Origin of the sequence: Caballeronia sp. LZ001, from assembly GCF_031450875.1 — a bacterium.
In the GTDB taxonomy this organism is placed as follows: Bacteria; Pseudomonadota; Gammaproteobacteria; order Burkholderiales; family Burkholderiaceae; genus Caballeronia.
Map to the genome: position 1 here is coordinate 4,612,916 of NZ_JARTVX010000004.1, position 14,007 is coordinate 4,626,922.

At 56.8% G+C, this 14,007-nt stretch carries 13 protein-coding genes and 1 pseudogene; 9 read left to right on the top strand and 5 right to left on the bottom strand.

The features are described from left to right. Positions 1 to 29: 29 nt before the first annotated feature. Entirely contained in the window at positions 30 to 314 is a 285-nt protein-coding gene (locus P9292_RS32610) for a YciI family protein (RefSeq protein WP_309963092.1), read from the top strand. An 811-nt stretch (positions 315 to 1,125) separates the two neighbouring features. Next, a complete protein-coding gene (locus P9292_RS32615) occupies positions 1,126 to 1,464 on the top strand; it encodes an acyl-CoA thioesterase (RefSeq protein ID WP_309963094.1) in 339 nt (112 codons plus the stop codon). Between the two features lie 162 nt (positions 1,465 to 1,626). On the opposite strand, the pseudogene P9292_RS32620 reads toward P9292_RS32615, so the two are convergent. Continuing rightward, positions 1,627 to 2,762, bottom strand: a pseudogene (locus P9292_RS32620) (IS3 family transposase); the annotation flags it as partial. A 99-nt stretch (positions 2,763 to 2,861) separates the two neighbouring features. Between P9292_RS32620 and P9292_RS32625 the strand changes: the two are divergent. Beyond that, positions 2,862 to 3,062 carry a hypothetical protein gene (locus P9292_RS32625; RefSeq protein ID WP_309963096.1) on the top strand — a complete coding sequence of 67 codons (201 nt, stop codon included), beginning with the start codon at positions 2,862 to 2,864 and terminating at the stop codon, positions 3,060 to 3,062. A gap of 515 nt (positions 3,063 to 3,577) precedes the next feature. Here P9292_RS32625 and mmsB (P9292_RS32630) read toward each other — a convergent pair. Then, the gene (gene mmsB, locus P9292_RS32630) at positions 3,578 to 4,474 is read right to left on the bottom strand and encodes a 3-hydroxyisobutyrate dehydrogenase (protein ID WP_309963098.1); all 897 of its coding nucleotides are present in this window, start codon (positions 4,472 to 4,474) and stop codon (positions 3,578 to 3,580) included. Between the two features lie 224 nt (positions 4,475 to 4,698). Between mmsB (P9292_RS32630) and P9292_RS32635 the strand changes: the two genes are divergently transcribed. Further along, a complete protein-coding gene (locus P9292_RS32635) occupies positions 4,699 to 5,622 on the top strand; it encodes a LysR family transcriptional regulator (protein ID WP_309963100.1) in 924 nt (307 codons plus the stop codon). Positions 5,623 to 5,772: 150 nt separating this feature from the next. After that, positions 5,773 to 6,747: a quinone oxidoreductase gene (locus tag P9292_RS32640; RefSeq protein ID WP_309963102.1), complete on the top strand. Its 975-nt coding sequence runs from the start codon at positions 5,773 to 5,775 to the stop codon at positions 6,745 to 6,747. Between the two features lie 71 nt (positions 6,748 to 6,818). Here P9292_RS32640 and P9292_RS32645 read toward each other — a convergent pair whose 3' ends face one another. From P9292_RS32645 to P9292_RS32655, 3 genes are all read right to left on the bottom strand, one after another. Continuing rightward, positions 6,819 to 7,757 carry a helix-turn-helix domain-containing protein gene (locus tag P9292_RS32645; protein WP_309963105.1) on the bottom strand — a complete coding sequence of 313 codons (939 nt, stop codon included), beginning with the start codon at positions 7,755 to 7,757 and terminating at the stop codon, positions 6,819 to 6,821. A gap of 270 nt (positions 7,758 to 8,027) precedes the next feature. Next, complete coding sequence (locus P9292_RS32650; RefSeq protein WP_309963107.1) at positions 8,028 to 8,429, bottom strand: VOC family protein; 402 nt, start codon at positions 8,427 to 8,429, stop codon at positions 8,028 to 8,030. 54 nt (positions 8,430 to 8,483) lie between these two features. Next, entirely contained in the window at positions 8,484 to 9,074 is a 591-nt protein-coding gene (locus P9292_RS32655; protein WP_309963110.1) for a TetR/AcrR family transcriptional regulator, read from the bottom strand. Between the two features lie 194 nt (positions 9,075 to 9,268). On the opposite strand from P9292_RS32655, the gene P9292_RS32660 reads away from it, so the two are divergent. From P9292_RS32660 to P9292_RS32675, 4 genes are all read left to right on the top strand, one after another. Next, a complete protein-coding gene (locus P9292_RS32660; RefSeq protein WP_309963112.1) occupies positions 9,269 to 10,348 on the top strand; it encodes an NADH:flavin oxidoreductase in 1,080 nt (359 codons plus the stop codon). 351 nt (positions 10,349 to 10,699) lie between these two features. After that, positions 10,700 to 12,349 carry an MFS transporter gene (locus P9292_RS32665; protein WP_309963114.1) on the top strand — a complete coding sequence of 550 codons (1,650 nt, stop codon included), beginning with the start codon at positions 10,700 to 10,702 and terminating at the stop codon, positions 12,347 to 12,349. A gap of 135 nt (positions 12,350 to 12,484) precedes the next feature. Then, the gene (gene mmsB, locus P9292_RS32670; protein WP_309963117.1) at positions 12,485 to 13,393 is read left to right on the top strand and encodes a 3-hydroxyisobutyrate dehydrogenase; all 909 of its coding nucleotides are present in this window, start codon (positions 12,485 to 12,487) and stop codon (positions 13,391 to 13,393) included. A gap of 312 nt (positions 13,394 to 13,705) precedes the next feature. Further along, positions 13,706 to 13,987 carry a hypothetical protein gene (locus P9292_RS32675; protein ID WP_309963119.1) on the top strand — a complete coding sequence of 94 codons (282 nt, stop codon included), beginning with the start codon at positions 13,706 to 13,708 and terminating at the stop codon, positions 13,985 to 13,987. The last annotated feature ends 20 nt before the right edge of the window (positions 13,988 to 14,007 follow it).

Consider the following 14,007-nt stretch of genomic DNA (forward strand, 5'->3'; position numbering starts at 1 on the left):
CCATACCTGATTCAATGAAGGGGGCAGCAATGCACTTCGTAATTTATTGCCAGGATGACCCCGCAACGCCGAATGCGCGGGAAGAGAATTATCCGGCCCATCGAGCCCATCTGGCAGCTGCAACTGTCAAGCTGCTGGTTGCTGGCCCGTACACGGAAGTGAACAGCGATAAGAAAATCGGAAGCATGCTGGTCGTGGAAGCGGACAGTATTGAAGCGGTCAGGGATTTCGCGCAGCGCGACCCTTTCTTCGTCAACCGCGTCTGGAACAACGTTCAGATTCATCCGTATATTAAATCAACTGACAATCGATGAGTTGAGTAGGTCTCGCTCGTAAATCGCCAATCGTGAACGAGCGAGTTGCTGCTTTGGTCAGGGACAGTCCGCCGTCAAGGCGGACTGTCAAGTTTCTTATGCGGGCACGGAATTGTCTTTGTCAAAGGATGCTTCATCTACCGCCGTGACAATCGAGTCGTTCAGAACGTGCGTCACGACCGCTGTGTTCGATGTCAGTCAGCCGTCTCCTCAGCGGCTGCGTGACGAAATCGCACTGCGATTTCGAATCTTTCTGGAGGCAGCGCGCGTAGGAACCAGTTGGGAGCGCGCAGCATCCTCAATGGGCGAGTTGCTCTTCCAGAGCGCATGGCTCGCGCATCGAGGATGTGGTGCTTTGAGCAGAGACCGCATCGTCAAAATTGAGCGGGCAATACGCTCTACGAGAGCTCATGCAAACGAGACAGGCACCTTCTTGCTTGATGAGGGCTTGTTCTTAGAGCTCTCGAATGTAATGAGCATGTACGAAGCCCAGCTTGCAGAGGCTCCCTTCGGTTTGCTCAAAGAAGGTGTGGACCTGATGGAAGAGCTACGGGTAGCTCAGGAGGGTAACGCCGTCGACCAACGCCGCGACCCGAGGAGTCGAACACGTCGTCGACGGTGAGTTGCTAGCCGGTAAAAAGCAAGGCACGACCTGTGGAGAGAGAACATATCGGGGGGCCGCGGTGACATCTGGCGCCTCCGATATGTTGTTGAGACAAGTGAAGAAGTATTTATTGAAAAAAGGGAAGCATACGTGAACTTGGATGGTGAACATGTTCCGACAGGCGAGCCGGCAATTCGAGTGACAGCCATGCCAGCCGACACTAATCCTTACGGTGACATCTTTGGCGGTTGGTTGGTAAGTCAAATGGACCTCGCAGCTTCTGCGTTCGCATCGCGCCACAGTCGTGGACGAACAGTGACTGCAGCAATCGAGGCAATCTCGTTCATTCAACCAGTCAAGGTCGGGGACGAAGTTTCTGTTTACGTGTCGTTGCTGTCGGTGGGACGCAGCTCGATGCGCGTGGCAGTGGAGGCCTGGCAGCGAGACCGAAATGGCGAACAGACCAAGCGAGTAACGAAAGCCACCTTCACGTTCGTTGCGCTTGATAGCTCCGGGAAACCCCGGCCTGAGATTGACCCGCTCTGACGGACGGATTTGCAGTCAAGGGTTCAACGTTATCTAGCCTCCGTTGAGTGTTGAATCGCGAGTTGTCCACGGACGGGCAGCGGGTCGCTTTTCACGACCACGACGCTGCCCGTCGGTGGGCAACTCGCAGGGTGATGCGGCTTTTGTCTTCGCGCTCAGGTTTTCGAATTCGAGCGGCGAACAATATCCGATGCTGCTATGCAGGCGGCGTACGTTGTACCAACCTTCCAAGAATGAGAAGATGCACCGCCGTGCTTGTTCGTGGGTCGCGAAGTGTTCGCGCAGCAGCAGTTCTGCCTCAAGCGTGCCAAAAAAGGATTCGCACATTGCGTTGTCGTAGGCGTCACCGGCTGTACCCGTCGACGGCTGTACACCCGCTTCGCGGCAGCGTCGCCCAAATGCAATTGACGTGTATTGGGATCCCTGGTCGGTATGCAGGATGACGCCCTCGTGGCGCCGCTGCTGGAGCGCCATGTCGAGCGCGCGTAACATAAGTTCAGTGTACAAGTGGTTCGACATCGCCCAGCCGACAATGCGCCGACTGAATACATCGAGCACCACGGCCAGATATAGAAAGCCTTCCGCCGTCGGAATGTAGGTGGCATCTGCGACCCACAGTATGTTCGGCCCTCCAGCATTGAAGTGCCGGCGCACCAAATCCGGCGCGCGCCGTGCTCCCGCACGCTGACGCGTCGTATGTGGCCAGCGCCGTCGGCTTGCTCCCCTTAGGTCCGCAATGCGCATTAGGCGTGCGACTCGCTTGCGTCCCACGTGCACACCTTCGCGCGCGAGTTGCACATGGATGCGCGGCGCCCCATACGTACCGTGCGAACTCGCATGCAGCGTACGAATGCGTGCGAGTAATTGAGCATCGCTACGTGATTGCCTAGACGGCTCACGCACCAGCCACGCGTAGTAACCGCTGGTCGAGACTCCCAACAGCCGCGCCATCGTGGCAATGGGCCAACGGGCCCGGTTCGCTCTCATGAATCCGTATCCTTCGAAGATACGGCTCCTGTCTCGCGGGCGAACCAGGCCGCGGCGTGAGAGAGAATGTCGCGCTCCGTTTTTAGTTGCCGATTCTCGCGGCGCAAACGGGTGAGTTCCTGGCGCTCAGCGGTGGTTAAACCCTCCTGACGCACACCGGCGTCAATATCCGCTTGCGCGACCCAGTTAATTATCGTCTGTACGCTAGGCTCGAACTCTCGCGCCAGCTCCTCAGGTGTTCGCCCGGCCTTCACCAGGTCAACGATACGAGCCCGGAACTCCGCCGGGTACGGTGCTCGATGCCTACCCATTTTTAGCACCTCCTTATACAAAGAATAGGTGTCCGTTTTCCCGGGTCAATCTCAGCCAGTAAACTACAGATAGCTGCCTCTCAGTCAGCGAGTAGCAGCATGGAGGAAGACATCATGGGAGAGCCGTTCACCACCGTCGACGCAAATGTCGACTGGGACACGTCGGCTACGTTCTCGCTCGAAGCGTTTCCGAGCCCTAATTGCTATCAACAACATCTGGGTTATCCGGTAGCCGCGCTGGCTCGCAGCACGGACGAGCGCCCAGATGTCGGAGATGCGGTCGTTCTCGGCTATAACTGAAAATAGCTCGTCTGTCAGTGCCACCCGGGTACGCAGCCACGCAAAGTATCCGCGGCGCTGCCCGCCGGATGTGAGCGGCCCAGTAAGTGCAAATCCCCCGAGCCCAAAGATTGAGTGGGGCTCTCCAGTTTGAGCGGCGTCACATCTCATCGCCGTTCTCTCGTCGCAATGGACGAGGGTCAGCATTAGCCTTTTTCGCCGCAATAGTCCAACTTCCAGAATTCAATCCTAAGCCTGTTTGGCCTTCTCGGTCATTGCGCTGAATTGGTGCCTTGCCGCCAAGCGACTCAAGGCTAAAGCGTCTGTTGAGCAGTCAGCGGTGACGTTCCAATTTAGACCCGGCCACGTGTAACGCTTGGGGCTCCGGTAGACGTACCGTACGCGCATCGACCCGTTCGTTCGCGTCAGTAGAGCTCCAGAGCCGCATACGCACATATCGACGCTCAAAGAAATAAGAAGCCCCGGAATGCTCAGCGCTAACCGGGGCTTCAAGTCATTACACGAACGACGTTCGATTACTTCTTCTTCTCGCCATTGAGATGCAGAACGAGCGACGTCGCATCCAGGTCCTTCCCGCCGCTTTCGGAGTGCTCGGTCATCAGTTTGTATGCAGTTTCCGCGGTCTTGAGGTCTGCACCGACCTCGGCGCCAGCCTCAATCGCGAGGTGCAAGTCCTTCGCGAGCAGCCACGTCTTGAAGCCGGCGGCGTAGCCACGCGACGACGGAGCTTCAGGCACGACATTGGGAGCGGGATTCCACAAACGCAGCGACCAATTGTCCGCCGAGGAACGGATGGCGATTTCGAAGAACTCTTTCATGTCAAGGCCAAGACGCTGACCCAATGCGGTCGCTTCGCAGTTGACGGTGACGCTCACGCCCATGATGAGGTTGTTCACCACCTTCGCAGCCTGGCCGGTACCGGGGCCGCCCACGTATGCAATGTACTCGCCCAGCGGCTGCAGCATTTCCTTCGCTTTGCTGGAATGCTTCGGGTCGCAGCCGAGCATGAACGTCAAGGTGCCGTCGCGGGCACCTTCGGTGCCGCCGGAAACCGGAGCCTCGACGAACACAATGCCCTTGGCATCAGCGGCTGTGTGAATCTTCTTCGCATAGTCGATGCCGATGGTCGAGCAGTCGATGACCATGGTTCCCTTGCGGGCACTTGCGAACACGCCGTTCGCACCGGTCATGACATCATGCACGTCAGTGCCCGACGGCAACATCGAGTAGACAACGTCTGCGTCGGCGACGGCTTCAGCAATGGTCTTAGCGACCTTTACGCCGATAGCCGAAGCGCGGTCGCAGGCATCAGCATCGATGTCGTAGCCTCGAACGGTATAGCCAGCGTTGATGAGATGTTTGGACATGGGGTTGCCCATGAGTCCGAGGCCGAGCCAAGCGAGGGTAGGCATGGTGATGCTCCTATTGCAATTTGATTTAGGAAGAGTCCTTCTTTGTGGCTTCTGCGTCTCCGTTACAGGGAACACCACAGGACGAGTGAATGGTAGGAGGGCGCTCTCATTCGCAACAGCGCATACCTTGCCAACGGCTGTGCATGTATTGCGCGACCGCGTCCGCGGCGCGGCTCAAGCGGGATAAAATATGGAAAACAGCAGGTAAAGGGACGAGACGCAAGATGCCGGCACGCAAGCAGGGTGAGAATTGGGATGATTTCCGCTATTTCCTGGCAGTGGCGCGGACTGGCACGTTGTCGGCAGCGGCGGAACGCCTCGGCACGGAGCACACGACCGTCTCGCGGCATATCCAATCACTGGAAGCTGAACTCAAGAATCGGCTCTTCCACAAGAGCAACGCGGGCTATGTTTTGACCCCGGCCGGTGAACGAGTGATGCAAACCGCCGAGACAATCGAAAGTGCTTGGCTTTTGTCAAAGGCTTCAACCAATCCAGACGAACAAAAGCTCGAAGGTATCGTTCGAATTGGTGCGCCAGACGGATTTGGGAGCATTTTCCTCACACCAAAGCTGCACGAGCTCACTGACATTCATCCTGCGCTTGAAATTGAGGTTTTTGCGGCCCCCCGTGCCTTTAGTCTGTGGAAAGGGGAGGTCGATATCGCAATTAGCCTGTCGGGCGCAGAGCACATGCGCGTGGCTTCCCGTCGCTTGACGGACTATCGGATGTATATCTATGGCTCCCGCAACTACATCGGTGGAGCAGACCCGATTCGCACGGTGGAGGACCTCGCACGGCACCCATTCGTCGGGTATGTGGAAGAGGGGCTGTTCGCGCCTGAGCTCAATTATTTGAGTGCCGTGAGCGATTCGATTACTCCCCATATCCGCAGTTCCGCGCTCTTACCGCAGGTTTTTGCGACGTTAGGTGGTGAGAGTCTCGGCATTCTGCCCGCCTACATTGCGGCGTTTTTCCCAACGCTGGTTAAGGTCCTGCCGGACAAGATAGCGCTGACACGCTCCTTCCACATGCACGTGCATCAGGACCATCGTAAGGCTGCACACATCCGTGAAGTGGCGAATTTCGTTGCCGACTCTGTTCATCGCAACAGCCGACTGTTTCTCGACGACCCGGCGGCAAAGTAAGCAGCCGACCGGTCGTTGCTCAATAAATGCACAACGGATGTTCGTCAGTTGCATTACGCGGCACGGCCGCAGTTGTGAATACTCGGTTGTTTAAGGCAAACCAAATGCGCTTGCCATTTGCATTTGGCACCAGAATCTGGAGAGATGACCATGGCGAAAGCGATTCGATTGAACGAGACTGGCGGCCCAGAAGTGCTGCGCTGGGAGGAAGTTAATGTCGGCGCGCCCGAAAAGGGGCAGCTGAAAATTCGCCATACGGTTGTTGGACTGAACTATATCGACGTCTACCACCGCGAAGGTTCTTACCCGCTGCAGTTGCCGACCGGACTGGGTGTCGAAGCTGCGGGCGTTGTCGAAGCAGTAGGCCCGGAGGTAGTAGGGTTCAAGGTCGGTGACCGAGTGGTCTACGCGGGCGGACCTCCAGGCGCCTACGCGACGGAGCGCTTGCTTCCGGCTGCACGCGCGGCGAAACTGCCGGACAGCGTCACTGACGAGGTTGCGGCTAGCGTTTTCTTCAAGGGGCTGACGGCGGAGTACCTCATCCACCGGTGCCACGAGGTGAAAGAGGGCGACGTAGTCCTCTGGCATGCTGCTGCTGGCGGGGTCGGCTCATTGGCGTGCCAGTGGATGAGCCACATGGGCGTAACGGTCATTGGAACCGTGGGCTCTGACGAGAAAGCACAACGTGCGAAGGAGAATGGGTGCGCGCACACCATCAACTACCGGAAGGAAGACTTCGTCGCTCGCGTTAAAGAAATCACAAGCGGCAAGCTCACGTCGGCAGTCTACGACTCCGTCGGGAAGGACACCATCATGAAGTCGTTGGACTGTCTTCGTCCGCGAGGCATTCTCGTGAGCTTCGGAACAGCATCTGGCCCAACTCCCCCAATCGACCTGGGAATGCTTGGGGCGCGCGGTTCCCTATACATGACGCGGGCTTCAATCGCAAATTACACGGCTCAGCGCGCTGAGTTCGAGGCGGCCGCGGATTCTGTCTTCAAGGCATTGGAGCAACGCATATTGAAGGTCGATTCCCCGACGACCTATTCGCTGAACGAGGTCGTCACGGCGCACAGGGACATTCAAGGCGGGAAAACGACCGGCTCCGTAGTTCTTACGGTCTGAATACTGAATGTCAAAGAGAAAAGCGCCGCGAGGCGCTTTTCTAGTTTTGCTCGACAAGGAGTCAGCGACTGTTAGCGTGCCCGAAGAATCGTGCTCGGTGATTCTCCATAAACCTTTTTGAACAGTCGACAGAAGTGCGACAAATCTGCAAACCCGCACTGGTAGGCCGCCTGGGTGACCTGCTTGACTTTGCCCTCCTTGAGGACCGCATAGCTCGCATCGAGCCGACGCCTCCAGATTTGCTGCATGACCGTCGTGCCACGAACCGCAAAAATGCGAGAAAGTGTCCGCTCGGACACATGCAACATATTGGCCAATGAATCTATCGAGAGTTCGTAGTCGTCGAGATGAGCTTCGATATAGTCCATCGCCAACTTATACAACTGCTCGTGTCGACCACCTAGCATCGTGCTGTCACTTTGGGACTGGATTTCCAATACCGATGTGAAGGTGTCAACCATCGCGCTCGCGAACCGAGCTTTCGCTGAACTCGGCGCATTCTCATCGATACGGAACGATTCTCTCAGCATCTCAGAGAGCAATCGCACCATCGGCTGACTCTGGTCCAATCTTACGTTGACCATCGACTCGGCTCTCGCGAAGCGGGACAAAACCATTGTCCTTGGCATCCGCAGAAGCAGAAGAGAGTCTGTATCGAGGTCGTGCAGGAAGGGGCGTGCCGAATCGTTGAGTGCGATATCGCCTGACTGTAGCGTGACTGTCCTTCCTTGTTGCGTCGACAGCGTTGTACCTGACTCACAAAAGAGCAACACAAAGTCGTCGATAGAATCTCGGCGAATCCGTTGTTCGGTCCGTTCGAAGCAATGATGAAGCGCGCTGAACCTCCCGACACTCACGTTACCGACAGTGTGGCCGTCCAGGCTGCCCGAAAACTCCTCGCCTGCGGAAAATTGCCCGTCCGCCGGCATAAACTGAGCGGCAACCGCGTCGTTCCAGAACTCCGGACGCTTGCGGGCAGCGATTCCATCGGTTGAATAGTGAAATTCCATTGCGTCTTTGCTCGAAGCACCCGTCAACCAAGTGATTGACGTGGAAAGTCCTTTTCTAAAGCAAGCTCTACGCCAATCTGTTGGAGCCGTGTTACTGCATTTATGCACAGTAGGCCTAGGCGAAAGTGGCTGCTATTCGGACTTACACCGAAGACGGCGGTGCCAGCTTGCACCGGTGTGGACGAAGCCTCACCAAATTGGGGTCATCGGGTCTACGAAGAGCAAGACGCTGCGAGAAACTTTTCGTTTGCACGTTACATTGGGGGAATGCTAACGATTCAGCGTAAAGAAGAGCGCCACTTTGTTGCCTAACGGGTCTCGGAGGTAGGCTACGTAGAAGTCGTCGCTGTACTCCGCCCGGAAACCAGGGGCGCCTTCGTCAGTCCCGCCTGCTTCTACCCCTGCGCTATGCAATTCCTCGACCATCTGCGCGCTATTCACTCGGAAAGCGGTCATTGAGCCATTGCCGACGCTTGCCTGTTTGCCGTCGTATGGCTTCGTCACGTAGACGGCACCTGGACCGTTGTGAGGGTCGCGCATATTGGGCAATGAGTAGACGACCTTGTCTGACCCAAAGCGAGTTATCTCATATCCGAGTGGACTCAGAAGGGCCGTGAAAAATCTTTCCGATGCGGAGATGTCATCGGCTCCCAGCATGACGTAGCTCAACATGTTGGCTCCTTGAAAGAAAAGGGGGTGTGACCGCATCCGCGGTCAGCAATTACATCAGTGGCCTTTAAGCACGCTTGTGAAGAGCGACGCGGCGTCGACGATGGCGCCGATGGGCGTAGAGAACCCGCTTTCCATCCATTCCACGCCGATTGACAGCACTGCGAGAACGGCGCCGCTTCTGACGAGCGGGCTTCCAGCGCTCGCTCGTCCGTTAAGTGTCTGAGCGACCAACGAACCAAATCGCTGGCGCCAGTTTGAGCACACTTCTTTGGCCGCGGCGCTGATGTAGCCGGCGTCGATAGCAAATAGCCGTGCAGCCACGGGGTCGGCGACGATGTCTTCGAAGTAGGCGAGCAGCATTGCCCGAACCTTCGCCTCCGGTTTGTCAGTGCAAGTGTCTGCGGCGTTGGCGATGATGCTGATGATTCGTTCGCTTGTTGCCTTATGCATGGCGATGAACAGCGCTTCGCTGTTCGCGAAACTTTCGTAGAAATAGCGCTCTGTGAGCCCAGCTTCTTCGCAAATGGCCCGCACCTTTGCACTGTGAAAGCCCTGTTCTCCGAAGACCTTTCTGGCCGCAGCGAGAAGCCTTTCTCTTCGTTCAAGCCGCCTCGACTCGGCGGTGTTCCCGCGATACTGCCTCATAAAAACGCCCACGAATTAGAAAATCGTTGTTGCCACAGTTCTATCAAGCACCCCTGCAGCTCGCCAAACAAGACAATATTGCTACTTTCTCATTTGACAATGGGTGTTGTCAACTTCTATGCTGCTAACTCACGCGCGTTGGAAGAACACCACCGACCAGCGTCGACCGAGCAACGCAGTTAGGCGAGTAACGAATGATGCAATCGAACTTGTTTGAACCTCTAGTCCTCGCGCACGGGCAGCCTATGAAGAACCGGTTCATGCTCGCGCCTTTGACAAATCAACAAAGCGCTCCTGACGGGTCGGCAACGCGGTTCGACGTGGAGTGGGTCGAGCGTTGTGCTCAAGGAGGATATGGGCTCGTCCAGACCTGCGCGGCAACGGTGCAGTCGACAGGGCGAGCTTTCAAGGGGCAGCTTGGCATCCATAGTGACACTCAGCTCGAGGGTTTGAAGCGTATGGCGACCGTCATTCGAGCTGGCGGAGCACTGTCAGGTGTGCAGTTGCATCATGCAGGTCATCGCGCGCAGCCCGCGCTCGGCGGCGTTCCAGCGCCAGCGTCAGAGGACGCAGTCGCCGGACTGAGGGCGATGAACATCGACCAGATAGTGGAGATACGCGACGACTTCATCCGTGCTGCTCGGCGCGCTCAACAAGCCGGATTCGACGGAGTTGCAGTGCACGGTGCTTTCGGATTCGTGGTTTCAGAGTTCTTGTCTCCGACTTTGAACCGTCGTCAGGACCGTTATGGTGGAAGCCTTGAGAATAGGTCACGGTTTCTCTTCGAGATACTGGATGGAATCCGCCAGGCTTGTAAGCCAGACTTTCAGATTGGCTTGCGCTTGTCCGTGGAGAGATATGGGTTGCGGGTTGAAGAGTTGCGCGATGTTGTCGCCGCGGCATTCCAGCAGTCTAAGATTGATTATCTAGACCTGGCACTCTGGGATTCGAAGCAGGTCGTGATGGACGGCCCATTTGCCGGCCGAAGCATGTTGAGTGTTTTCGCTAATCTCGCTCGAGGACAAGCTCGTCTAGGCGTCGCTGGTAAGATTCGCAGTGCTAGGCGTGCTTTGGAGGTGCTTGAGGAGGGAGCGGACTTCGTCCTGATAGGTCGCGCAGCGATTTTGAATTCGGATTTTCCCAACCGTGTTCGCCAAACTCCCGACTTCCGCGCGCCGGAACTGCCGGTTCATGCTGACTACCTGCGTCAGGAAGGACTCAGTCCACCGTTCATCAACTACATGCGGACAGCGTGGGACGGATTCGTCATCTGATTTTTACGCCCCGGCCAAAAAACCGGTTGAGGTTCGGCCTAAACATCTGTCGCAGCGGTCGCCGTTCGCGCGGCTGATGCGTTTGGGTCGTCGCAGTTGCCCTCGAAGACGTTCGGCGAAAGCGTGCAAATCCGCACTGCGGGCCGCCCTGATACCCCACTCTCGCCGTCTCGAGCGCCTTGCTCCGGGGCCCGTTGCGCAATCCGCGCACAATCAGTGTGGATATTCTGCCATTTGCAGGCGTACCGCTTACATCCAATATTGATTACTAGAGCCGGCCACACAGCCGGCCAAGTCAGCTAGTTTCCGACGCCACGTTCGGAGCGCAGACCAATCAAATTGGAGACAGCCATGTCGGCAGTAGTGGGACAAACGCGCCAAGAGAAAATGAGCAGCAAAGACCGACTGATAGTCTTTGCATCCTCGCTCGGAACCGTGTTCGAGTGGTACGACTTCTTCCTTGCAGGCGCGCTCGCACCGTACATCAGCAAGCACATATTTTCCGGCGTCAACCCGACGGCGGCTTTTATCTTCACGCTGCTGAGCTTCGCCGCAGGATTTGCCGTGCGTCCGTTGGGCGCTGTGTTTTTCGGCCGACTTGGCGACATGCTGGGCCGCAAGTACACCTTCATGGTGACCATTTTGCTGATGGGCGCATCGACATTCTTCGTCGGCTTGCTGCCTGGCTATGCGTCGATTGGAATTGCGTCGCCTATCATTTTTGTCGCGATGCGAATGCTGCAAGGTCTCGCGCTTGGCGGTGAGTACGGCGGAGCGGCGACTTACGTGGCGGAGCATGCGCCTGCGCACAAACGCGGCGGATGGACCTCTTGGATTCAAATGACCGCAACCTTGGGTTTGCTCCTGTCGCTCGTGGTCATCCTTGCAATTCGCCTCGTTGTTGGCGAGGACACATTCGGCGCGTGGGGGTGGCGCGTCCCGTTCCTGCTGTCGGTTGTTCTGCTGGGCGTGTCCGTCTGGATTCGATTGCAGTTGAGCGAGTCGCCTGCGTTTCAACGCATGCACGACGAAGGGAAAGTGTCGAAAGCGCCAATCAAGGAAGCTTTCGGCAAATGGAAGAACGTTCGACTGATGCTTATCGCTCTGTTTGGCGTGACTGCGGGCGAGGCGGTGGTCTGGTACACCGGCCAATTCTATTCGCTGCTCTTCCTTAATCAGACGCTGAAACTCGACTCGGCGACGACGAACACGATTCTCGTTGCTGCCCTGCTGATTACGTCGCCGTTTTATGTGATATTCGGTGCATGGTCGGACAAGGTTGGGCGAAAGCCAATCATGCTTATTGGTTGCCTCCTGGCCGCGCTGACATACATCCCGATGTTCAAAGCCCTCACGCACTACGTGAATCCAGCGTTGGAGGAGGCTCAGGCTCGAGCGCCCATCGTCGTCATCGCCGACCCGAAAGAGTGTTCGTTTCAGTTCAATCCCGTCGGCACGGCTAAGTTCACAAGCTCCTGTGATGTCGCGAAAGCTGCCTTGTCAAAAGCAGGGGTAAGCTATGAGAACCGCGTAGCACCCAGTGGACAGCCAGCACGGATTGAGGTCGGCGGCATTAACGTCCCCTCGTATAACGCGGCAGGGCCCGCAGCAAAGATTGAGGCAGAGAGATTCGACCACAGTCTTAAGGGCGCGTTGACTGACAGTGGTTACCCGGCGCAAGCAGACCCTAACCGGGTAAACAAGTTCATGGCCGTTGTGGTACTCATCGTGCTCATGCTGTACGGGACGATGGTCTATGGGCCGATGGCGGCAATGCTCGTCGAATATTTCCCAACGCAGATTCGATATACCTGCCTGTCAGTGCCCTATCACATTGGCAACGGATGGTTCGGTGGCTTCCTGCCCGCGAGTGCGTTCGCCATGGTCGCAGCTAGCGGCAACATCTATTCCGGCCTTTGGTATCCCATCGTTGTGGCAGGCGTGGCCGCTATCGTCTGCTTCTTCCTCGTCAAAGAAACTAAGGGCACCGATGTCGATTGACATCGTGTAGCGCTCCGCATGATAGAGGTGTCGGCGCGCTGGAGCGGAGCTCCGATGCGCGCCGATGCAGAAGGTTATTCGGGACCAACTAGAACAGCATCCCGTGCCTGTCTTGCAAATGTCTAGAGGAAAACGATGAAAAGCGTGGCGTTCATTGGACTTGGCAACATGGGTTCACCGATGGTGCTCAACCTGCTCGAAACGGGACATCAGGTCACCGTCTTCGATGTCAATGAGGCCGCATATGCTCCGCTGACTGATGCCGGTGCCAAGACTGCTGGTTCGGCCTTGGAAGCCGCGAGAGACGTCGACGCGGTAATTACGATGTTGCCGAACGACAAGATTGTTGGAGAGTTGTATCTTGGTGAGAACGGTCTACTGGCCCAGTTACGCTCAAAGCCGCTCCTTATCGATTGCTCCACCGTCTCTGCTGAAATCGTACGGCGCATCTATGCAGCGGCGCTTGAGGGTGGCATCGCGTTTATGGACGCGCCAGTCTCGGGCGGCGTGATGGGCGCACGCGCCGGGACGTTGAGTTTCATGGTTGGCGGCGATAAGTCGGCTGTGGATGATGCTTCCCCGATGCTCTACTCAATGGGCAGTCGCATCTTCCATGCAGGCCCAAGCGGAGCAGGGCAAACGGCCAAGATGTGCAACAACATGCTTGCCGCAATTCTGATGGCTGGAACTGCAGAGGCATTGGCGCTGGGTTCGAGGAACGGTCTTGACGCGAACGCGCTCACCGAGATTATCAATCACAGCACCGGCCGAAATTTCATGACAGAGAAATGGAACCCGTGGCCGGGCGTGCTGCCGGACGTGCCGTCAAGTCATGGGTATCAAGGCGGCTTTCAGGTCGCGCTCATGTGTAAGGACCTTGGCCTGGCCATATGCAATGCGCAGCTGCACGGCTCATCGGTACCGCTCGGGTCTTTGGTGCGAAGTCTGTTGTTGCTGTTTCAAGGTCAGAGTGCAGAGGTCGCAAAGCTGGACCTTTCTTCGATACAGAGATTTTACGCGCCGTGGATGGAAGAAGTCCGGTGATGACTCGCGAGTCCCGCGTGGTCCTCACGAGTTTTTAGGTCGGTCGCCCACCAAAGGCGACCCAAAATGCTGGAGATTGAACATGTCTGTGCTTGCTGGACGTGCTGGCTGCGGTAGTCTCGGCGCCCCAACGACGATGCGGGACCAACCAAGTGATATTGCCGACACACAGGACCCGAGCGTTGGGAGAGCATACGGTTTCAGATGGGCGTGGGTTGAAACCGGAGACCACTAGGATTGGATGGACGGTCACACCGTCGCGCGCATCGGTCTCGAGTAGGTTGAAGTCAGAAAATTGAGCTGGGAAAAAGAATGAGCCACGGTGACGTCGTCGAGGACGTTGTTTGCCAAACGGTTGCAGGCATTTGTCCGCGTCGCGATAAAGTCGCAACAACGCGCGGTCTGTATGCGGTCATAACCGCACGCCTCGATGAGCAGGCGGACCTTTGGTATCTGGAAGCGAGAAGCGCGTCCGAACAAGGCGATGCCATTACAAGAACAGAAGCGCTGTATGTGACCAAAGAGAAGGCGCTCTCATGCGCGATACGCTTGACGGAACGACTTAAGCCTCTTCGCGTCCTCTTGGACACCTAGACCCGACTGTCGAGCTTCCT

Coding starts and splice junctions, on each gene's coding strand:
- mmsB (WP_309963098.1), bottom strand. CDS start 4,474: ATGCCTACCCTCGCTTGGCTCGGCCTCGGACTCATGGGCAACCCCATG.
- P9292_RS32610 (WP_309963092.1), top strand. CDS start 30: ATGCACTTCGTAATTTATTGCCAGGATGACCCCGCAACGCCGAATGCG.
- P9292_RS32675 (WP_309963119.1), top strand. CDS start 13,706: ATGAGCCACGGTGACGTCGTCGAGGACGTTGTTTGCCAAACGGTTGCA.
- P9292_RS32615 (WP_309963094.1), top strand. CDS start 1,126: ATGCCAGCCGACACTAATCCTTACGGTGACATCTTTGGCGGTTGGTTG.
- P9292_RS32665 (WP_309963114.1), top strand. CDS start 10,700: ATGTCGGCAGTAGTGGGACAAACGCGCCAAGAGAAAATGAGCAGCAAA.
- P9292_RS32625 (WP_309963096.1), top strand. CDS start 2,862: ATGGAGGAAGACATCATGGGAGAGCCGTTCACCACCGTCGACGCAAAT.
- mmsB (WP_309963117.1), top strand. CDS start 12,485: ATGAAAAGCGTGGCGTTCATTGGACTTGGCAACATGGGTTCACCGATG.
- P9292_RS32640 (WP_309963102.1), top strand. CDS start 5,773: ATGGCGAAAGCGATTCGATTGAACGAGACTGGCGGCCCAGAAGTGCTG.
- P9292_RS32645 (WP_309963105.1), bottom strand. CDS start 7,757: ATGGAATTTCACTATTCAACCGATGGAATCGCTGCCCGCAAGCGTCCG.
- P9292_RS32655 (WP_309963110.1), bottom strand. CDS start 9,074: ATGAGGCAGTATCGCGGGAACACCGCCGAGTCGAGGCGGCTTGAACGA.
- P9292_RS32650 (WP_309963107.1), bottom strand. CDS start 8,429: ATGTTGAGCTACGTCATGCTGGGAGCCGATGACATCTCCGCATCGGAA.
- P9292_RS32660 (WP_309963112.1), top strand. CDS start 9,269: ATGATGCAATCGAACTTGTTTGAACCTCTAGTCCTCGCGCACGGGCAG.
- P9292_RS32635 (WP_309963100.1), top strand. CDS start 4,699: ATGCCGGCACGCAAGCAGGGTGAGAATTGGGATGATTTCCGCTATTTC.